17 protein-coding genes are annotated in these 20,060 nt (G+C 71.7%); 4 read left to right on the forward strand and 13 right to left on the reverse strand.

Annotation, left to right across the window (positions count from 1 at the left end; translation table 11 throughout):
• Positions 1-31: 31 nt before the first annotated feature.
• The 8 genes from hisF to hisD all read right to left on the reverse strand — a co-directional run bounded on the left by hisF (position 32) and on the right by hisD (position 5,954).
• The gene (hisF, locus tag F4562_RS06585) at positions 32-802 is read right to left on the reverse strand and encodes an imidazole glycerol phosphate synthase subunit HisF (RefSeq protein WP_184543804.1); all 771 of its coding nucleotides are present in this window, start codon (positions 800-802) and stop codon (positions 32-34) included.
• Positions 803-971: 169 nt separating this feature from the next.
• Complete coding sequence (gene priA / locus F4562_RS06590; RefSeq protein WP_184543803.1) at positions 972-1,706, reverse strand: bifunctional 1-(5-phosphoribosyl)-5-((5-phosphoribosylamino)methylideneamino)imidazole-4-carboxamide isomerase/phosphoribosylanthranilate isomerase PriA; 735 nt, start codon at positions 1,704-1,706, stop codon at positions 972-974.
• 5 nt (positions 1,707-1,711) lie between these two features.
• Positions 1,712-2,053 carry a hypothetical protein gene (locus tag F4562_RS06595; RefSeq protein WP_184543801.1) on the reverse strand — a complete coding sequence of 114 codons (342 nt, stop codon included), beginning with the start codon at positions 2,051-2,053 and terminating at the stop codon, positions 1,712-1,714.
• Between the two features lie 4 nt (positions 2,054-2,057).
• Positions 2,058-2,693, reverse strand: a complete 636-nt coding sequence (hisH, locus tag F4562_RS06600) for an imidazole glycerol phosphate synthase subunit HisH (RefSeq protein ID WP_184544118.1) — start codon at positions 2,691-2,693, stop codon at positions 2,058-2,060.
• The gene (locus F4562_RS06605) at positions 2,684-2,839 is read right to left on the reverse strand and encodes a CG2302 family histidine operon protein (protein WP_184544164.1); all 156 of its coding nucleotides are present in this window, start codon (positions 2,837-2,839) and stop codon (positions 2,684-2,686) included. The genes hisH and F4562_RS06605 overlap by 10 nt, the downstream gene beginning before the upstream one ends.
• 52 nt (positions 2,840-2,891) lie before the next feature.
• A complete protein-coding gene (gene hisB, locus F4562_RS06610) occupies positions 2,892-3,512 on the reverse strand; it encodes an imidazoleglycerol-phosphate dehydratase HisB (protein WP_311734099.1) in 621 nt (206 codons plus the stop codon).
• Positions 3,509-4,579, reverse strand: a complete 1,071-nt coding sequence (locus tag F4562_RS06615) for a histidinol-phosphate transaminase (protein ID WP_184543800.1) — start codon at positions 4,577-4,579, stop codon at positions 3,509-3,511. Before F4562_RS06615 ends, hisB begins: the two co-directional genes overlap by 4 nt.
• A 67-nt stretch (positions 4,580-4,646) precedes the next feature.
• A complete protein-coding gene (hisD, locus tag F4562_RS06620; RefSeq protein ID WP_184543799.1) occupies positions 4,647-5,954 on the reverse strand; it encodes a histidinol dehydrogenase in 1,308 nt (435 codons plus the stop codon).
• A gap of 101 nt (positions 5,955-6,055) precedes the next feature.
• On the opposite strand from hisD, the gene ybaK reads away from it, so the two are divergent.
• On the forward strand, positions 6,056-6,556 hold the full coding sequence (gene ybaK / locus F4562_RS06625; protein WP_184543798.1) for a Cys-tRNA(Pro) deacylase: 501 nt from the start codon (positions 6,056-6,058) through the stop codon (positions 6,554-6,556).
• 240 nt (positions 6,557-6,796) lie between these two features.
• Entirely contained in the window at positions 6,797-8,188 is a 1,392-nt protein-coding gene (locus F4562_RS06630) for an amidase (protein ID WP_184543792.1), read from the forward strand.
• A gap of 74 nt (positions 8,189-8,262) precedes the next feature.
• Here F4562_RS06630 and F4562_RS06635 read toward each other — a convergent pair whose 3' ends face one another.
• On the reverse strand, positions 8,263-8,811 hold the full coding sequence (locus tag F4562_RS06635) for a hypothetical protein (RefSeq protein WP_184543790.1): 549 nt from the start codon (positions 8,809-8,811) through the stop codon (positions 8,263-8,265).
• 98 nt (positions 8,812-8,909) lie between these two features.
• Between F4562_RS06635 and murA the strand changes: the two genes are divergently transcribed.
• Both murA and F4562_RS06645 read left to right on the forward strand, forming a co-directional pair.
• On the forward strand, positions 8,910-10,226 hold the full coding sequence (gene murA / locus F4562_RS06640) for a UDP-N-acetylglucosamine 1-carboxyvinyltransferase (protein ID WP_184543788.1): 1,317 nt from the start codon (positions 8,910-8,912) through the stop codon (positions 10,224-10,226).
• A gap of 52 nt (positions 10,227-10,278) precedes the next feature.
• Entirely contained in the window at positions 10,279-12,501 is a 2,223-nt protein-coding gene (locus F4562_RS06645) for a transglycosylase domain-containing protein (protein WP_184543786.1), read from the forward strand.
• 21 nt (positions 12,502-12,522) lie between these two features.
• Here the strand turns inward: F4562_RS06645 and F4562_RS06650 are convergent, their stop codons facing one another.
• From F4562_RS06650 to dnaE, 4 genes are all read right to left on the reverse strand, one after another.
• Complete coding sequence (locus tag F4562_RS06650) at positions 12,523-13,491, reverse strand: TolB-like translocation protein (protein WP_184543784.1); 969 nt, start codon at positions 13,489-13,491, stop codon at positions 12,523-12,525.
• Positions 13,488-14,789, reverse strand: a complete 1,302-nt coding sequence (locus tag F4562_RS06655) for an MFS transporter (RefSeq protein WP_184543782.1) — start codon at positions 14,787-14,789, stop codon at positions 13,488-13,490. The genes F4562_RS06650 and F4562_RS06655 overlap by 4 nt, the downstream gene beginning before the upstream one ends.
• Positions 14,790-16,148, reverse strand: coding sequence for a discoidin domain-containing protein (locus F4562_RS06660; protein ID WP_311734098.1), 1,359 nt, complete (start codon positions 16,146-16,148; stop codon positions 14,790-14,792).
• A 199-nt stretch (positions 16,149-16,347) separates the two neighbouring features.
• A complete protein-coding gene (gene dnaE / locus F4562_RS06665; protein ID WP_184543781.1) occupies positions 16,348-19,869 on the reverse strand; it encodes a DNA polymerase III subunit alpha in 3,522 nt (1,173 codons plus the stop codon).
• Positions 19,870-20,060: the final 191 nt, after the last annotated feature.

Raw genomic sequence — 20,060 nt, forward strand, 5'->3', positions numbered from 1 at the left:
CCGCCACGGCCGTCTCGTGCCGGTGACGCGGTCAGCGGACCGGGTACCCCGCCCGGCGGATGGTCTCCTTGACCTCACCGATCTTGAGCTGGCCGAAGTGGAACACCGACGCGGCCAGCACCGCGTCGGCTCCCGCCTCGATCGCCGGAGGGAAGTCGGCCAGCGTGCCCGCGCCACCGCTGGCGATGACCGGGACCGACACGACTTTCCGCACCGCGCGGAGCAGCTCCAGGTCGTAGCCGTCGCGGGTGCCGTCGCCGTCCATCGAGTTGAGCAGGATCTCCCCCGCCCCCAGTTCCTCGCCCCGGCGGGCCCACTCGACCGCGTCGAGACCGGTACGGCGGCGGCCGCCGTGGGTCGTCACCTCGAAACCCGACGGGGTCGGCGGGCCGTCGACCACCCGCCGGGCGTCCACCGACAGCACGACGCACTGCGCGCCGTACCGCTGCGCCGCCTCGGTCAGCAGCTCCGGCCGGGCGATCGCCGCGGTGTTCAGGCCGACCTTGTCGGCGCCCGCGCGCAGCAGCCGGTCGACGTCCTCGACCGAGCGCACGCCCCCGCCCACGGTCAGCGGGATGAACACCTGCTCGGCCGTCCGGCGCACCACGTCGTACATCGTGGACCGGTCGGAGCTGGAGGCGGTGATGTCGAGGAACGTCAGCTCGTCGGCCCCCTCCTCGTCGTAGCGGCGGGCCAGCTCGACCGGGTCGCCCGCGTCACGAAGGTTCTCGAAGTTGACGCCCTTGACCACCCGCCCCGCGTCCACGTCCAGACAGGGGATCACTCGTACCGCGACACTCACTTGCCATTCCTCATTCCCGGTATGCCTCGAACTCCCGGTACGCCGCGGCCCCGGCACCGGACCGCCGCTCCGGCGGCCCGACCGGCGACCACCGTGGCCGGGCCCGCTCCGCGTCCCGGCGCGGACGGGCGGGCCGTGGCGTCTCCCCCGTGGCCCCGCCTCCAGGGTCTCACCGCGACGGGTGGGACCGCACCGCGGCCAGGGCGTCCTCCAGGGTGAACGCCTGCGCGTACAGCGCCTTGCCCACGATCGCACCCTCGACGCCGATCGGCACCAGCTCGGCCAGGGCTCGCAGGTCGTCCAGGGACGAGACGCCGCCGCTGGCCACCACCGGCTTGTCGGTACGGGCGCAGACCTCCCGCAGCAGGTCGAGGTTGGGACCGCGCAACGTGCCGTCCTTGGTGACGTCGGTGACGACGTAACGGGCACAGCCGTCGGCCTCCAGGCGGGCCAGGACCTCCCACAGGTCACCGCCCTCCTTCGTCCAGCCGCGGGCGGCCAGCGTGGTGCCGCGGACGTCGAGGCCGATCGCGATCCGGTCGCCGTACTCGGCGATGATCTTGGAGCACCAGGCGGGGTTCTCCAGCGCCGCGGTGCCGATGTTCACCCGGCGGCAACCGGTGGCCAGCGCCAGCTCCAGGGAGGCGTCGTCGCGGATGCCGCCGGACATCTCCACCTTCACGTCGAGCGCACCCACCACCGCGGCCAGCAGCTCACGGTTGCTGCCACGGCCGAAGGCCGCGTCGAGGTCGACCAGATGAATCCACTCGGCGCCGGCCTCCTGCCAGGCCAGCGCCGCCGACAGAGGGTCGCCGTACGACGTCTCGGTGCCGGCCTCGCCCTGGACCAGGCGGACCGCCTGGCCGTCGGCGACGTCCACCGCGGGGAGCAGCTCAAGCGACATCTGTTTCAAGACCTCCGGTCGAAGACGAGGGTGACGAAAAGCGGTACGAACAACAGCGACAGCACGAGCGCGCCGAGCCGCGCCGCCCACGAGGACCACAGCAGCCAGACGATCGCCTGGGCGATCAGGAACAGGACCGCCACGACCCCGTTCTGCGTCCGGCGGCGACGAGCGATGATCCCCCCCTGGGAGACGATCCGCGCGGACCGCCGCGGCAGCAGGGCGGCCACCCGGCCGGTCAGCGCGCGCCGGCGCGCCAGCCTCGCCTCCCGTTCGGCGCGCAGGGCCGCCGCGCGCGCCCGTTCGGCCTCGCGCTCGGCCCTGCGCCTGGCCCGCTCCCTGCTCAACGGATCACTTCAGGGTTCCGAGCCAGTTCGACAGCAGCTGCGCGCCGGCGTCGCCCGACTTCTCGGGGTGGAACTGGGTGGCCGCCAGCGGGCCGTTCTCCACCGCCGCGACGAACGGGGCGCCGTGCTCCGACCAGGTGACCAGCGGCGCGGCGAAACCGGGCCCGGGGTCGAGCTCCCAGGTGCGGACCCCGTAGGAGTGCACGAAGTAGAAGCGCGTGTCGGCGTCGATCCCGGCGAACAGCAGGCTCCCGGCGGGCGGCTTGACGGTGTTCCATCCCATATGCGGCAGGACCGGTGCCTCCAGTCGCTCCACGGTGCCCGGCCACTCGCCGCAGCCCTCCGTGGTGACGCCGTGCTCGACGCCGGTCTCGAAGAGGATCTGCATGCCGACGCAGATGCCCAGCACCGGGCGGCCCGCCGCCAGCCGGCGTCCGATCATGCGCTCGCCGCGCACCTCGCGCAGCCCGCGCATGCACGCCGCGAACGCGCCGACCCCGGGGACGACGAGGCCGTCGGCCTCCATCGCCGCCTCGTAGTCGGCCGTCACCGTGACCTCCGCGCCGACCCGCGCCAGCGCGCGTTCGGCCGAGCGCAGATTGCCCGAGCCGTAGTCGAGAACGGTTACCTTCACCACCAGAGCACCGCCGCCGTAGTCGCCAGGGCCGCGAGGACGGCGAGCAGCACCGCCCCCTTCTTCAGGCCCTGTTTGAGGAAAGAGACAATCCCGCCGACGAGGAAGAGCGCGACGAAGGCCATCGCCACGGCCGTCCAGTTGCCGGTCACTCCCCCTCCCTCCCCGGCGCGCCGGGCGGGCCGCACCGGGCGGCCCGCCCGGTCACAGCACGCCCTTGGTACTGGGCACCCCGCCCGCCCGCGGGTCACGCTCGCACGCCGCCCGCAACGCCCTGGCCAGCGCCTTGAACTGCGCCTCCACGATGTGGTGGGCGTTGCGGCCGTACGGGACGCGCACGTGCAGGCAGATCGCGGCCTGGGCCACGAACGACTCCAGGATGTGCCTGGTCATCGTCGTGTCGTACTCCGGGCCGATCATCGGGGCCATGCCCTCGGGCTCGCTGTGGACGAGGTAGGGCCGGCCGGACAGGTCGACCGTGACCTCGGCCAGCGACTCGTCCAGCGGGCACGACGCGTTGCCGAACCGCCGGATACCCGACTTGTCCCCCAGGGCCTCGCGGAACGCGGCCCCCAGCGCGAGCGCGGTGTCCTCGATCGTGTGGTGGGAGTCGATGTGCAGGTCACCCTCGGTCTTCACCGTCAGGTCGAACAGGCCGTGCTTGCCGAGCTGGTTCAGCATGTGGTCGAAGAAACCGACACCGGTGGACACCTCGACGTTCCCGGTGCCGTCGAGGTCGACCTCGACCAGCACCGAGGTCTCCTTGGTGACGCGCTCGACACGACCGCGGCGGGGCGCGAACCCGGCGCCGGTGGTGATGCTCACAGGACTTCCTCCAGGGCGGCGCGGAAGGCCGCCATCTCCTCGACCGTTCCGACGGACACTCTCAACCACTCAGGCGGGCCCACCTCGCGGATCAGCACGCCGTGCTCCAGCAACCCCTGCCAGACGGCACGGCGATCCGCGAAACGGCCGAACAGCACGAAGTTGGCGTCGGAGTCGGCGACCGTCAGCCCCCTGCCGCGCAGCCACTCCACGACGGCGTCGCGCTCGGCGCGCAGCGCGTCGACCGTGCCGAGCAGCTCGTCACGGTGGGCCAGCGCGACCAGCGCCGCCGCCTGGGTCAGCGAGGACAGGTGGTAGGGCAGCCGGACCAGCAGCAGCGCCTCGACCACCGCCGGATGCGCTGCCAGGTAACCCAGCCGGGTGCCCGCCATCGCGAACGCCTTGGACATCGTCCGCGTCACGATGAGCCGGGGATTGTCCGGCAGCAGGGTCAGCGCCGACGGGGTTCCGGTGCGGGCGAACTCGAAGTACGCCTCGTCGACCACGACCATGCCCGGCGCGGCCCCGACGATCCGGGCGATCACCTCCGGGTCGAGCGCGGTGCCGGTCGGATTGTTCGGGGAGGTCAGGAAGACGACGTCGGGCCGGTGCTCCTCGATCGCGGCGACCGCCTTGGCCGGGTCGATGCCGAAATCGTCCTCCCGTGCCCCGGCGACCCACTCGGTCGAGGCGCCGGTGGAGATGATCGGGTGCATCGAATAGGACGGCTCGAACCCCATCGCGACGCGGCCGGGCCCGCCGAACGCCTGCAGGATCTGCTGGATGACCTCGTTGGAACCGTTCGCGGCCCAGACCTGCTCCGGGGCGAGCCCGTGGCCGAGGTAAGCCGCCAGTTCCCGGCGGAGCTCCAGGGCGTCGCGGTCGGGGTAGCGGTTGAGGTCGCCCGCGCTCCGGCGCACCGCCTCGGCCAGGTCGCCGACCAGGGAGGCGGAGGGGCCGTAGGGGTTCTCGTTGGTGTTCAGCCTGACCGGGACGTCGATCTGGGGGGCACCGTACGGCGTGCGGCCCCGCAGGTCGTCGCGGATCGGCAGGTCGCCGAGCTTCACGACGGCACCTCCTGGTCGAAACGCGCGCGGACGGCCGCGCACCCGGTGAACGCGTGCGGGCAGGTCCTCACGACGGCACCTCCCAGTCGAAACGCGCGCGGACGGCCGCGCCGTGCGCGGGCAGGTCTTCCGCGTCGGCCAGCACGCACACGTGGGCGGCGGCGGCGGCGAGGGCCTCACGGGTGTAGTCGACGACGTGGATGCCGCGCAGGAACGTCTGCACCGACAGCCCTGAGGAGTGGCAGGCGCAGCCGCCGGTCGGCAGCACGTGGTTGGAGCCGGCCAGGTAGTCGCCCAGGGAGACCGGCGCGTACGGGCCGACGAAGATCGCCCCGGCGTTGCGGACCCGGGCGGCCAGCTCGTGTGCCCCGGCGGTGTGGATCTCCAGGTGCTCGGCGGCGTAGGCGTCGACGACGCGCAACCCGGCCTCCATGTCGTCGACCAGCAGGATGCCCGACTGGCGCCCGGACAGGGCCTCGGTGATGCGCTCGCCGTGCTTGGTGGCGGCGACCTGGCGGGGCAGCTCCCGCTCGACGGCGTCGGCCAGCTCCGCCGAGTCGGTGACGAGCACCGCGGCGGCGATCGTGTCGTGTTCGGCCTGGCTGATCAGGTCGGCGGCGACGTGCACCGGGTCGGCCGTGGCGTCGGCCAGGATCGCGATCTCGGTCGGGCCCGCCTCGGAGTCGATGCCGATGCGGCCCTTCAGCAGGCGCTTGGCCGCGGCCACCCAGATGTTGCCCGGCCCGGTGACCATGGTGACCGGCGGGCACTCCTCGGTGCCGTAGGCGAACATCGCCACCGCCTGGGCACCGCCGACGGCGTAGACCTCCTCGACGCCGAGGAGCGCGCACGCGGCCAGGATGGCCGGGTGCGGCAGCCCGTCGAACTCGCGCTGCGCGGGCGAGGTGACCGCGAGCGAGGGCACCCCCGCCTCCTGGGCCGGCACGACGTTCATGACCACGCTGGAGGGGTAGACCGCCCGGCCGCCGGGGACGTACAGGCCCACGCGCTCGACCGGGACCCACCGCTCGGTGACGGTGCCGCCGGGCACGACCTGGGTGGTGACGTCGGTGCGCCGCTGGTCGCGGTGGACGAGACGGGCGCGGCGGATCGACTCCTCCAGGGCCGCCCTGACCCGGGGGTCGAGCCCGGCCAGGGCCGAGGTGATCGCCTCGGCGGGCACCCGGGTCGACTCCAGTTCGACTCCGTCGAATCTGGCCGTCAGTTCCCGCACCGCGGCGACCCCGCGATGATGCACGTCCTCACAGATGGGCCGGACCTTCTCCAGGGCGGCTTCGACGTCGAGGTCGGCACGGGGCAGCACGTCGCGGAGGTCCTCGGGGAGGGCCCCTCGCAGGTCGGTACGGGAAATCACCCGTCCAGTCTACGGAGGTCAGGCAAGCGGTACCGCCTCGTCCATTATCCGGACAATGCCTTTACTATGTAGATTTTAATCGGCCGCTACGCTTCTCCCCCATGAGCAAGAGCAAGGGCAAGGGAGGCCAGGGGACCCCCGCGACGGTCGCGCTGACCCAGGCGAAGGTCGTCTTCACCCTCCACCCCTACGAGCACGACGCGAACGCCCAGGCCTACGGCGAGGAGGCCGCCGACGCCCTCGGCGTGCCGTACGAGCGGATCTTCAAGACCCTCGTGGCCGAGGTGGAGGGCGGGCTGGCCGTCGCGGTCGTGCCGGTCGCCGGGAAGCTGGACCTCAAGGCGTTCGCCGCGGCGCTGGGGAGCAAGCGTGCGGCGATGGCCGAGGCGGCCAAGGTGGAGCGGGTCACCGGCTACGTGGTGGGCGGCATCAGCCCACTGGGGCAGCGCAAGCGCCTGCCGACGGTCGTCGACTCCTCGGCGCTGGACTTCGAGACGGTCTACTTCTCCGCGGGGCGGAGGGGCCTGCAGATCGAGACCGCGCCGTCGGAGCTGGTACGGCTCACCGGGGCGGTCACCGCCCCCATCGGCAAGACGGGCTGAGCCGGCGGTCCCCGGCCCGGAGCGGCGGCCCGGCGGGACGAGCGGGTGGCCGGCATGGCGAGGGCGGCCCGGGGAGGCCGGACGGGACGGGCCGAGGAGGAGGCCGGGCAAGGCGGGCCGGGGAAGCGCGGGTGATCCTGTCGAAGGTTGCCGACGCGCCGGACGCCGGCCGTCGGACAGACTCGGCGCAGGCCGTACCCGCGGGCGAGCGCCGCGCGGGCGGGCCGGATCGGGGGAGAGATGCACTACCTCACCGCCACCGAGATGCTCACCCTGCTGCGCGCGCGGCAGGTCAGCGCGGTCGAGCTGCTCCAGGCGCACCTGCGCCGGATCGAGGAGGTCAACCCGCGCGTCAACGCGATCGTCACCCTGGCCGCCGAACGTGCCCTCGCCGAGGCGGCGCAGGCCGACCGCGACCTGGCGCGGGGCCGGTGGCGGGGACCGCTGCACGGGCTGCCGGTCGCGCACAAGGACCTCGCCGACACGGCGGGGATCCGCACCACGTACGGTTCCCCCCTCTTCGCCGACCACGTTCCCGCCTCGGACGCACCGCTCGTGCGGCGGATGCGCGAGGCCGGGGCGATCACCGTCGGCAAGACCAACACCCCGGAGTTCGGCACCGGCTCGCACACCGTGAACGAGATCTTCGGCGCCACCCGCAATCCCTACGACCTGTCCAGGTCGGCCGGGGGCAGCAGCGGCGGGGCCGCCGCCGCGCTGGCGACCGGCATGGTGCCCCTGGCCGACGGCTCCGACATGGGCGGCTCGCTGCGCAACCCCGCCTCCTTCTGCAACGTGACCGGGCTCCGGCCGACCCCCGGCCGGGTGCCGTCGCCCTCGCCCACGGCGGCCTGGTTCACGCTGAGCGTGCCGGGGCCGATGGCCCGCAGCGCGCAGGACCTGGCGCTGCTGATGAGCGTGATCTCCGGATTCGACCCCGCCTCACCGCTGTCGATCACCGAGGGCGGTGAGGTCTTCGCCGGGCCGCTGGAGATCGACCCGGCCGGGCTGCGCATCGCGTGGAGCCCCGACCTGGGCGGGCTGCCGGTCGACGCGGAGACGGCGGAGGTCACCGCCCGGGCGCCCGCGGTGCTCGCGGGGCTGGGTGCGCGGGTCGAGCCGGTGGAGCTGGACCTGTCGGACGCGGAGGACGCCTTCCGGATCTACCGGGCGTGGTACTACGCGCTGGCCTACGGCGAGCTGCCGCAGGAGCGGCTGGGGGCGAACGTGCGCTGGAACGTGGAGCGGGGACGCGAGGTGACCGGCGCCGACCTGGCCCGCGCCGAGCGGCTGCGCAGCGGCCTGTACCGGCGGATGCACGACTTCTTCGGTGAGTACGACTTCATCCTCGCCCCGGTCAGCCAGGTGCCGCCGTTCCCGGTGGAGGCGCCGTACGTCTCGGAGATCAACGGGGAGGCGCTGCCGGACTACCTGGCCTGGATGCGCTCGGCCTACTGGGTCAGCGTGCTGCACGCCCCCGCCGCGTCGGTGCCCTGCGGGTTCACCGCGGGCGGGCTGCCGGTGGGCGTGCAGATCATCGGGCCGCCCTTCGCCGACATGCGGGTCCTGCGGCTGGCACACGCCTTCGAACGGGCCACCGGGCACGGTTCCCGCAGACCGCCCCTGCCCTGAGTGCGGCTCCGGTGGACCCCCACCTGTCCCCGCGCGCGGATCGTCCCGGCCCGCCCTGGAGCGTGCCGCCCGCCCTACCGGCCGCTGATGTCGTACGACGACAGCGGCCCGTAGGGGTCGGCGCCGCCGAACGGGCGGCGCAGCGGCGAGTCGAGGTAGCCGGTGATGCCCTCCAGGGCGAAGAAGAGGCCGACGGCCAGCGTCGGCCAGGCGTACAGCACGCCCTGGGCGGTCACCGCCAGCGGTCCCGGCATCAGCGACGCGGACGGCCCGGACGCGGTGACGCTCACCGCGCCGACGTTGACCGCCTCCCCCACCAGCCGGGCGAGGTGCGCGCCGAGCAGGCCGCCGGCCGCCAGGCCCACCACCGTCGGCAGTGGGCGGCCCCTGCGGGACACGCTGTACCCGGCGGCTCCGCAGGCCAGCCCGACGACGCCGGTGACGACGGCGAACCAGCCGTCGGCCGCGATGAGCGCCTGCGTCGAGGGATCGGCGAGCCGCGGGCCCTGCTCGGTCATCACGTACGGCGGACGCGGCGCGGCGAAGGACCACAGGGCCCCGGCGGCGACTCCGGCCAGGGCCAGGACCAGCACGGTGATCATGAAGTCACGCGCGTTGCGCAATGCGGTCCCCTCACCCTCTGTGCTGATGTGCCCGATGTTACCCATCGGCCCGCAGGGCGCCACCCGAGGTTTCGTCCGAATCCCGTTACTCTTGCGGGGTGAACGAAGAGGTATGGCTGATCGAACCCTCCGGGCCGCTCCGCGGTGACGTCGAGGTCCGCGGTTCCAAGAACGGCGTCTCCAAGCACATGGTCGCCGCGATGCTCGGCACCGGGGAGAGCAGGATCCACAACGCCCCCGACGTGGGCGAGGTCGGCATCACCGCGCAGATGCTGCGCGCGCTGGGCATCGACGTGGAGATCAGTTCCGGGGAGATCGCCATCGCTCCCGGCGAGCGGATCAACCCCCATGTCCCCGCGGCGTTCACCGGCCTCAACCGGATCCCCATCCTGATGCTGGGCCCGCTGCTCCACCTGGCGGGTGAGGCGTTCGTGCCGCTGGTCGGCGGCGATCCGATCGGCCGGCGGCCCGTCGACTTCCACGTCGAGGCGCTGCGCGCGATGGGCGCCGAGGTCGAGGTGAGCGACACCGGCGTCTACGCCAAGGCGGGCCGCCTGCGCGGCACCCGGATCGAGCTGCCCTACCCCAGCGTCGGCGCCACCGAGACGGTCCTGATGTCGGCCGTGCTCGCCGAGGGCAAGACCGTGCTCAAGGGTGCGGCGATGGAGCCCGAGGTCGTGGAGCTCGCCCTGTTCCTGCAGCGCATGGGCGGGCGTATCGAGCTCAGCCCGGACCGCCGCATCGTGATCGAGGGCGTGGAGCGCCTGCACGGCGCGTCCACCCGGCTGGCCGGCGACCGGATCGAGGCGTTCTCCTACCTGGCGGCCGGTCTGATCACCGGTGGGCAGGTCCGGGTGCACGGCTGCCCGCAGGACCGGCTGGTCACCGCGATCACCACCCTGGCCAGGATGGGTGCGGAGGTCGACATCACCGACGAGTACCTGTCGGCGTCCGCCCCGAACGGCCTGCGCGCCGCCGCCGTGCAGACCGACACGCACCCGGGGTTCATGACCGACTGGCAGACGCCCCTGATGGTGCTGTTCACCCAGGCCCAAGGCATGTCGGTGCTGCACGAGACGGTGTTCGAGAACCGGCTGGTCTACGTGCCCGCGCTGCAGAAGATGGGCTGCGAGATCGAGGTCTTCGACGTGTGCCTCGGCGGCCCGGCCTGCCGCTACCACGACACCAACGCCAAGCACTCGGCGGTCGTGCGCGGGGTGTCCAAGCTGAGCGGCGCCGACGTGACGCTGCCCGACATCCGGGCCGGGTTCTCCGCGGTGCTGGCCGCGGCGGCCGCGGAGGGCACCTCCACGCTGCGCGGAGTGCACCACATCGAGCGGGGCTACCACCGGCCGTTCGAGCAGTTCGCCTCGCTCGGCCTGAAGATCAGTAGAGAAAAGGTGCAGGACGAGTAAGGATTGGCAATCGGGTGTTTGTAGCTGATCATCCGGTTGCACCTTACTATGCGTGACATCGCGACCACCGGGCAGGCGCAGCCGGGCCGCGTGCCTGCGCGGGCTGGTGACCTGCGGCGTGTTCGGCGGGCTGCTGGCCGCCGCGGCGGCCCTGCCCGCCGTCGGCACGGCGGGCCTCACCGTCAACGACGTCGCGGCCACCGTCCTGGACCTGCCGCCCAGCCCGCGGGAGAACCCGCTCCCCCAGCGCACCGTGCTGCTGGACCGGCACGGCCGGAAGTTCGCCCAGTTCTACTCGCAGAACCGGACGATCGTGCCGCTGGACCGGGTCGCCCCGGTCATGCGGTCGGCGATCGTGGCGATCGAGGACTCGCGCTTCTACGAGCACGGCGGCCTGGACATCAAGGGCACCCTGCGGGCCCTGGTGACCAACACCAGGGCGGGTGAGGTGCGGCAGGGCGGCTCCTCCCTCACCCAACAGCTCGTCAAGAACATCCTGGTCGAGAACGCCGAGAGCGACACCGAGCGGGCCCAGGCCCGCGCACCCAGCCTCAAACGCAAGATCACTGAGCTGCGGTACGCGCTGGCCATGGAGAAGAAGTACACCAAGGACGAGATCCTGGAGCGGTACCTCAACATCGCCTACTTCGGGGCCGGGGCGTTCGGGGTGCAGGCCGCCGCCCAGCGGTTCTTCTCCGTCCCGGCCGCCCGGCTCACCCTGCCGCAGGCGGCGGCGCTCGCCGGCGCGGTCCGCACCCCGTACGCCACGGACCCGTCGCTGGGCGACCAGCGCCGCCGGCGGCTCCGTGAGCGCCGGGACATCGTCCTGGAGCGGATGGCCCAGCTGTCGCTCGTCACCCGCGCCGAGGCGGACGCCGCCCGGCGGAGCCCGCTGCGCCTGAACATGCGTCCGGAGCCCGGCGGCTGCGACGGCAGCCGCTACCCGTACTTCTGTCTCTACGTGCACCGCGAGCTGCTGACGAACCCGGTGTTCGGCCACAGCCGGGCGGAGCGGGAACGCCGCCTGACCAGGGGCGGCGTCGTGCTGCGCACCACCCTCGACCCGGACGTCCAGCGGGCCGCCGAACGCGCCATCGCCGGCCGGGTGGACCCCGAGGACACCGAGGTCGCGGCCGAGGCCATGGTCGAACCGGGCACCGGACGCATCCGGGCGATGGCCGCCAGCAAGCTGTACGGCCGCAACCCCGGCGACTCCGGCGACGGCCCCAGGACCACCTACAACCTGGTGGCCGACACCGCGCACGGCGGCGGCCAGGGGTTCCAGGCGGGTTCCACGTTCAAGGTGTTCACTCTGGCGACCGCGCTCAGCCAGGGCTGGCGGTTCGACCAGGGGTTCATGACCCCGGGCCGGTTCGTGCCGGCCTCGGGCTTCACCGACTGCGCCGGCCGCCGGGTCGACGACCCCGGCACCGAGATCCACAACGCGGGCGGCGAGGGCAGGGGCGGCCCGCAGAGCCTGTCCACCGGCACCTGGAAGTCGGTGAACATCTTCTACATGATGCTGGAGCAGGCCGTGGGCCTGTGCCCGGTCGTGGAGACCGCCAGGGCCCTCGGCATCGTCCGCGCCGACGGCGCCCCGCTGCGCGAGGTCCCGACCTTCACCCTGGGGGTGAACGAGATGGACCCGGTGACCGTGGCCGCGGCGTTCGCCGCGTTCGGGGCACGGGGTCGCTACTGCCGCCCGGTGGCCATCGTCGAGCTCGTCGAGCGGGACGGCAGGAGCGTCCTCGTCCCGCCCAGCTGCGCGCAGGCCGTCGAGCGCGACGTGGCCGACGCGGTCAACCACCTGCTGGCGGGGGTCTTCACCAAGGGCACCATGGCCGGCCAGGGCATCGGCCGGCCCGCCGCGGGCAAGACGGGCACCAACAACGGCTACACGTCGGCCTGGTTCGCCGGCCACACCCCCGACCTGGCCGCCGCGGTCAGCGTGGGCGACATCCGGGGCTCCTACCGCTACCCGCTGCGCGACGTGGTCATCGGCGGCTCGTACTACGGCCAGGTCCAGGGTGCCTCCCTGCCCGGCCCGATCTGGGTGGCGTCAATGACGGCGGCGCTGCGGGACACGCCGCCGACCCCGTTCCACCGTCCCGACATGCGCCGCTTCGGCGGCGGCCACACCCCCGGCATGGCCGAGGCCCTCGCCCGGGAACGCGAGCGCCTCAGGAAGCGCGAACGCTGGGAGTGGTTCTGGCGTCACCGCCGGCACGACCGCTTCTTCCACCGCGACCACCACCGCGACCGCTTCTTCCGCTGACCGGGCTCCCCCCGGCGGCCGTCACCGGACGGCCACCGGGGAGGAGGCTCCGCGGACCAGGAGGGCCGGGGCCCCGGAGCCGTCGGCGGGCACCGACCAGACACCGCCGTCCCTGCCGTACATGACGGTGCGATCGTCGAGCCAGGCCACCTGGTCGTCGACGCTCTCCGTCTCGGCCAGCGGCGTCTCCCGCATGGTGGCCAGGTCGAGCAGGTGGAGCCGCCACGGCCGGTCGGCTCCGGCGGAGACGCGCTTCTTGAAGACCAGGCGGGTGCCGTCGGGGGAGAGCGAGGGGCATTCGGCGTTCTCCCGGATCGTCCGGGCCCGCCACGCGCCGTAGTCGCCCTCGACGAGGTAGGTCTTGCCCTTCGTCGACACGGTCGCGTAGAACCGGTTGTCGTCGGGGGCGAAGGTGACGCCCCAGTAGTTCACGTCGACCGCGTGGTAGCGGCGGCCGCCCAGGGTCAGCGGGATGTCCTCCATGTTGGTCACCAGGTAACCGGTCCGGGTGTCGAGGATGCCGGTCCAGGTGGAGAAGCCGCCCTCGTTGTAGGAGTCGCCGGTGACGAACACCGTCCAGGAGGCCATCCGGCCGCTGCCCGACATCCTGGCCCGGTTGGGGATGCCGGCCAGTTCGATCCGGCGGGTCTCGCGCATCGAACGGTCGTGGATCGTCGCGTCCGTCATGGCCACCGGCCCCGGCCTGGCGGCCAGGCAGATCGAGGTGCCGGCCGCCGTGGAGAACCGGTTGCAGGTCAGGCCGCTCTCCGTGGGCCGGGCCGAGGGGGCCGTCAGCGGCACCCCGGCGACCCGTCCGGCCTCGGTGCGGAACACCAGCTGCCCGGGACGGACGACGCCGGCGTCCTGTCCCGCCCGGACCGGGCCCTGGGCCGGGGTGCGTGCCCCGGCCCAGACGGCGTAACCCGCGGCGGCTCCGCCGAGCACCGCGACGGCCAGGATCAGGACCAGCAGCCGTCGGCCGGGGCTCATCGCCCGCTCCTCTCTCCGGTCTCTCGGGACTCTCCGGGACCGGGGGCCGCGGGCCCCGGCGCCGTGCCGCTCCGGAGCACGCCGGCCCGTACGGCGGACCAGGCTGCGAGCACGCACACGGTGAGCCCCGCCGCCATGATCGCCAGCCCCTGGGCGCCGCCCCACACCGTCCAGACCGCGCCGAACAGGACCGAGGAGAACATCCGGGCCGTCGCCTGCCCGGTCTGGAGCAGGGCCAGGCCGCTGGTCCGCAGGTGCCCGGGGAGCATCGGCCCGGCCACGGCCATGAGCACCCCGTCGGTGGCGGCGTAGAACGCCCCGTGCAGGACGAGCACCACGGGCAGCCAGCCGGGGCCGAGCAGCACGAGGTAGGCCGCGACCAGCGCGAGGTGCCCGGCCAGGAAGACCGGGAGCCGGCCCAGCCGGTCGGCGAACCGCCCTGCGGGCACGGCGAGCAGCAGGTAGGCGGCGGCCGTGCCGAGGGGCAGCAGCGGGAAGTACGCCGGGTCGATCCGGCCGCCCTTCTGCAGCAGCAGGTAGACGAACGCGTCGCTGACCGTGACCAGCCCGAGGGCCGCCGCGGCCACGCACAGCCGCCGGAACGGCGCGTCGCGCAGCAGCCCGAACGCCGCCCGGACCGACGCCGGCGCCCGCGGGCCGCCGGGCAGCGGCTCTCGGTGGTCGCGGACGTACATGGCCAGCAGCAGCAGGCCGAGCAGGGCGACGCAGAAGCTGACCACGAACACCGCGTCGTACGCCCCGCCGGTGCCCATGAGCACGGCGAAGGCGGCCAGCGGGCCGAGCAGCGCGCCGAAGGTGTCCATCGCGCGGTGCACGCCGAAGGCGTGCCCGAGCCGGTCCGGCGGCGCGCTCAGCGAGATCAGCGCGTCGCGCGGGGCGGTGCGCAGTCCCTTGCCCGTCCGGTCGGCGGCGATCACCCCGCCCAGCGCGGCGGGCGACCCGCCGGCCGCGAGGAGACCCAGTTTGCACAGGGCCGACAGCCCGTACCCGGCGCCGGCGACCAGTTTGCGCCGCTGCCACCGGTCGGCGAGCTGTCCTCCGGCGAGGCGGACCAGCGCGGTCACCCCGAAGTAGAGCCCGTCGAGCGCGCCGAACTGGAGCATGCTCAGTCCGAGGGAGAGCGTCACGTAGAGCGGAAGCACGGCGGTGACCATCTCCGAGGAGATGTCGGTGACCAGGCTGACCGCCCCGAGCGCCAGCACGTTCCCCGGGACCGCCCAGGAGAACCGCGACCGCGGACGAACGCCGTCCGCGGTCCGGTTTGCCGCGATGTACATCTAGTGGCAGGTGTAGGTCGGGCTGGTGTCCTTGACGGCGCCGTCCGTCCCGATCAGCTGCCAGGAGTAGGAGGTGGGTGCGAAGTCCAGTTTGAGCACGCCGAAGATGCCGCTGATCCGCTTCTGGCTGTTGGGCTGGACGTTCTCGATGTCGTAGGGGGTCATGCCGCCCATGCCGCCGATGACCTCCACGATGCCGCCGGGGTCGGCCTGCCCTTCGGCGTTCTGCGGCGCGAACCGCTCGTAGTGGTGGTCGTGGCCGTTGAGCACCAGGTCGGTCCCGGCGGCGCGGAGGATCTTCCAGACGGGCTTGCTCACCGGGTCGTTGCCGTGCCCGCCGGAGCTGTACAGCGGGTGGTGGAAGTAGGCGGCGATGCAGCCCTTGGTGTTCGCGGCCAGGTCGGCCTTGAGCCAGTTGATCTGGGCCGAGTCGTCGAAGTAGTTGGAGTCGAGCGCGATGAAGTGCCAGTTGCCGCGGTCGTAGCTGTAGTAGGTCTTGCCCTGCGGGGTGGCGATGGAGCCGAAGTAGCCCTTGTAACCGGCGTAGGTGCCGGCCGGGTCGTAGGTCTCGTGGTTGCCGGGGATGGGACGGGTCTTGTTCTTGAACCTGCCCCACGTCTTGTCGTAGTAGTTCTTGTAGTCCGACAGCCGGGCGTCGTCGTACTGGTTGTCACCCATGGTGATGACGAACTCGGGGTTGATGGCCTCGACCCGCGCGGCGGTCTTGGGGTGAGCGCAGGAGCTGGAGCTCGCGGTGCACTGGTCGGCGATGTCGCCGGCCGCCACCACCGTGAAGCGGTCGCCCGGGGGCACGGTGGGGGTGACGGTGGGGGTCGGGCTGGGGCCGCCGCCCTGGCCTCCGTAGACCTGGAACTCCCACAGGGAGTAGCCGTAGGAGGTGCCGCGGGCGGTGCCGTACATGCGCACGTAGCGTCCCGACCCGGACAGGCCGCTCAGGTCGTCCACGTCGCCGTCGCCGTCGGAGGTGGAGTAGACGGTCGTCCAGGTGGACGCGTCGTCGGAGACCTGGATCTGGTAGGCCTTGCCGTAGGCGTCCTCCCAGAACAGTTTGACGCGGGAGATCTGCTGGACCGAGCCGAGGTCGACGCGGATCCACTGCGGGTCGCTGCCCTCCAGGGAGGCCCAGCGGGTCGTGGTGAAGTCACCGTCGACCGCCTTGCCCGAGCTGTATGACTGGGCCTCCTTGGAGGAGGAGGCGGCGGGCCTGCCCTGGGAGAGCAGGGTCTCGGCGGCCTCGGCGCGGCCGGTCGCGACGAGGAATCCGGCGACGAGGACGGTGACCACGGCGAGGACGGGGAGGAGGCGTAGGGGAGGTGACTGAGGCATCGTCGAACGCACGCACTGTCTCCTGGGGGTGAGAGGCGAAGGTCACGGCGCCGTCCGGCGCCGTGTGACGGTGCGGCCGGGACAGCACATCTCTCACTGAGCGCGTCACGCCCCATGGGGCGCCGCGCCAAGCCGCTCATCGGCATGGTGACAAGCGGCCGGACGCGTCGTCAATAGAAGTTAGGAAAGTTTCCTAACCTGTTAGGGCCCGTCAAGCCCCCAGACACGCCGGGCCGAGCAGCTGCTTCAGGTCGCCCATCAACGCCGGCGACGGGGAGACGCGCAACCGGTCGTCCAGGCGGACGATGGTGGTCTTGGGGCCGTTGTGCACCTGCAGGTGCACCTCGGTGGTGCCGGGGTGGGCGGTCAGCACCTCCTTCAGCCGGCCGACCACCGGCGGCGTGCAGCGGTTCAGAGCGAGGCTGACCGAGAGCGGCCCACCGGCCTCGCGGGTCAGGTCGGGAGCGGTGACCTCCATCGCGATGATCTTGCCGACGTCCTCGCGCTTGTCCAGGCGGCCCTTGACGAAGACGATGGCGTCCTCGGCGAGGATGGTCGCGCAGAGCTGGTACGTCGACGGGAAGATCATCACCTCGATGGCACCCTCCAGGTCCTCCAGCTGGGTGAGGACCCACGTGTCGCCCTTCTTGGTGACCTTGCGCTGCAGGCCGCTCAGGATGCCGCCGACGGTGATGACCTGGCCGTCGGGGCGGCTGTCGTCCTGGAGCGCGGCGACCGAGCAGTCGGCGCCGGAGGCGAGGATGTGCTCCACGCCGAAGAGCGGATGGTCGGAGACGTAGAGGCCGAGCATCTCCCGCTCGAAGGCCAGCAGCGTGGTCTTGTCCCACTCCCCCGGTGGGATCTGCACGTCGAAGGTCTGGTCCTCGGCGCCCTCGACCGCGCCGAACAGGGAGTCCTGGCCGATCGCCTCGTTCTTCTTGATGTCGATGATCGCGTCGACGGCCTGCTCGTGCACCATCATCAGGCCCTTGCGGACATGGCTGAAGGAGTCGAACGCGCCGGCCTTGATCAGCGACTCGATGACGCGCTTGTTGCAGACGATCGCCGGGACCTTGCGCAGGAAGTCCTTGAAGTCGGCGAAACGGCCCTTCTCCCTGCGGGCGGCGATGATCCCGTCGACGACGTTGCCGCCGACGTTGCGGATCGCCGACAGGCCGAAGCGGATGTCGGTGCCGCGCGGGGTGAAGTCGAAGTCGGAGTCGTTGACGTCCGGCGGGAGCACCTTGATGCCCATGCGGCGGCACTCGTTCAGGTAGAGCGCCGACTTGTCCTTGTCGTCCTTGACCGAGGTCAGCAAGGCGGCCATGTACTCGGCCGGGTAGTTGGCCTTGAGGTAGGCCGTCCAGTAGGAGACCAGGCCGTAGGCGGCGCTGTGCGCCTTGTTGAAGGCGTAGTCGGAGAAGGGGAGCAGGATGTCCCAGAGCGTCTTGATCGCCGCAGCGGAGTAGCCGTTGTCCTTCATGCCCTTCTCGAAGGACTCGAACTGCTTGTCCAGCTCGGCCTTCTTCTTCTTGCCCATCGCGCGGCGGAGCAGGTCCGCTTTGCCGAGCGAGAATCCCGCGACCTTCTGCGCGATGGCCATGACCTGCTCCTGATAGACGATCAGGCCGTAGGTCGTGCCGAGGATGTCGGCCAGCGACTCCTCGAACTCGGGGTGGATCGGGGTGATCTCCTGCTGGCCGTTCTTGCGCAGCGCGTAGTTGGTGTGCGAGTTGGCACCCATGGGACCCGGCCGGTACAGGGCGCCGACGGCGGAGATGTCCTCGAAGTTGTCGGGCTTCATCAGCCGCAGCAGCGAGCGCATGCCGCCGCCGTCCAGCTGGAACACCCCCAGGGTGTCGCCCCGCCCCAGCAGCTCGTAGGTCCTGCGGTCGTCCAGCGGCAGCTTGAGCAGGTCGATCATGGTGCCGGTGTTGGCCTCGATCATCTTCAGGCAGTCGTCGATGATCGTCAGGTTGCGCAGGCCCAGGAAGTCCATCTTCAGCAGGCCGAGCGTCTCGCAGGTCGGGTAGTCGAACTGCGTGATGATCGCACCGTCGGAGTCGCGGCGCATGATCGGGATGTAGTCGGTCAGCACCTCCGACGACATGATGACGCCCGCGGCGTGCACGCCGGTCTGCCGGATCAGGCCCTCCAGGCCCTTCCCGAGGTCGATCGCCGCCTTGACGTCGACGTCTTCCTCATAGAGCTTGCGCAGCTCACCGGCCTCGTTGTAGCGCGGGTGGCCGGAGTCGAAGATGCCCGACAGCGGGATGTCCTTGCCCATCACCGCGGGCGGGAACGCCTTGGAGACCTTGTCGCCCAGCGCGTACGGGTAGCCCAGGACGCGGGCCGCGTCCTTGATGGCCGCCTTCGCCTTGATGGTGCCGAAGGTGGCGATCATGGCGACCTTGTCCGCACCCCACTTCTCCGTGACGTAACGGATCACGTCACCGCGCCGGCGCTCGTCGAAGTCGATGTCGACGTCGGGCATGGAGACACGGTCGGGGTTGAGGAACCGCTCGAAGATCAGGCCGTGCGGCAGCGGGTCGAGGTCGGTGATGCCCAGGGCGTACGCCACCAGCGAGCCGGCGGCCGAACCACGGCCGGGACCGACGCGGATGCCGTTCTCCTTCGCCCACATGATGAAGTCGGCGACCACGAGGAAGTAGGACGGGAAGCCCATCTGGAGGATGACGTCCAGCTCGAACTCCGCCTGCCTGCGGTGCTCCTCGTCGCACCCCTCCGGCCAGCGGCGCCTCATGCCCTCCCAGACCTGCCGGCGGAAGAACTCCTCCTCGGTCATGCCGTCGGGCACCGGGTAGGTCGGCATCAGGTTCTTGAAGGTGAACATGCCGGCCGGGTCGACCTTCTCGGCGACCAGCAGGGTGTTGCGGCAGCCCTCGGCCCACAGGTCGGAGGAGTCGATGGCGCGCATCTCGTCGGCGGTCTTGATGTAGTAGCCGCTGCCGTCGAAGCGGAAGCGGTCGGGGTCGGACAGCTGCTTGCCGGTCTGGATGCACAGCAGCGCGTCGTGGGAGGTGGCGTCCGACTCGTAGGTGTAGTGCGAGTCGTTGGTGACCAGCGGCGGGATGCCCAGCTCCTTGGAGATGCGGGTCAGGCCGTCGCGGACCCGGCGCTCGATGTCGAGCCCGTGGTCCATGATCTCCAGGTAGTAGTCGTCCTTGCCGAAGATCTCCTGGTACCTCGCCGCGGCGGCGACCGCCTCGTCGTACTGCCCCAGGCGCAGCCGGGTCTGCACCTCGCCGGACGGGCAGCCGGTGGTGGCCATCAGCCCTTCGGCGTGCTCGGCGAGGATGTCGGCGTCCATCCGGGCCCACTTGCGGACGAAGCCCTCGGTGTAGGCCCGCGAGGAGAGCTTCATCAGGTTCTTCAGGCCGCGTTCGTTCCTGGCCCAGATGGTCATGTGGGTGTAGTAGCCACCCGCGGAGACGTCGTCCTTCTTCTGGTGGGGCTCGCCCCACAGGACCGGCTTCTTCTGGTGGCGGGAGGCGGGGGCGACGTACGCCTCGATGCCGATGATCGGCTTGATCCCCGCGCCGGTGGCCTGCCGGTAGAAGTCGTAGGCGCCGTGCATGTTGCCGTGGTCGGTGATCGCGATGGCGGGCATGCCCAGGTCGCCGACCTGCTTGAACATCTGCTTGAGACGGGCGGCTCCGTCGAGCATGGAGTACTCCGTGTGGACATGCAGATGCACAAACGAGTCTGACATGCGGCCCCGCCCTCCCCTTGTCGCGCCGTGGCGAAGGAAGCGTACCTAAATCCGAGTTGCCCAAGTGACTCATGCGCTTCGGGTCGGCCGGGGCGCGTCGGGACCCGGAACGGCGTATCGGGCGTCCTCGCGTCGAGGGGCCCGCCCGTGCTCGATAATACGCTTACAGCCATATATCGGACATTTCTTCG

The organism is Streptosporangium becharense (assembly GCF_014204985.1).
GTDB lineage: Bacteria > Actinomycetota > Actinomycetes > Streptosporangiales > Streptosporangiaceae > Streptosporangium > Streptosporangium becharense.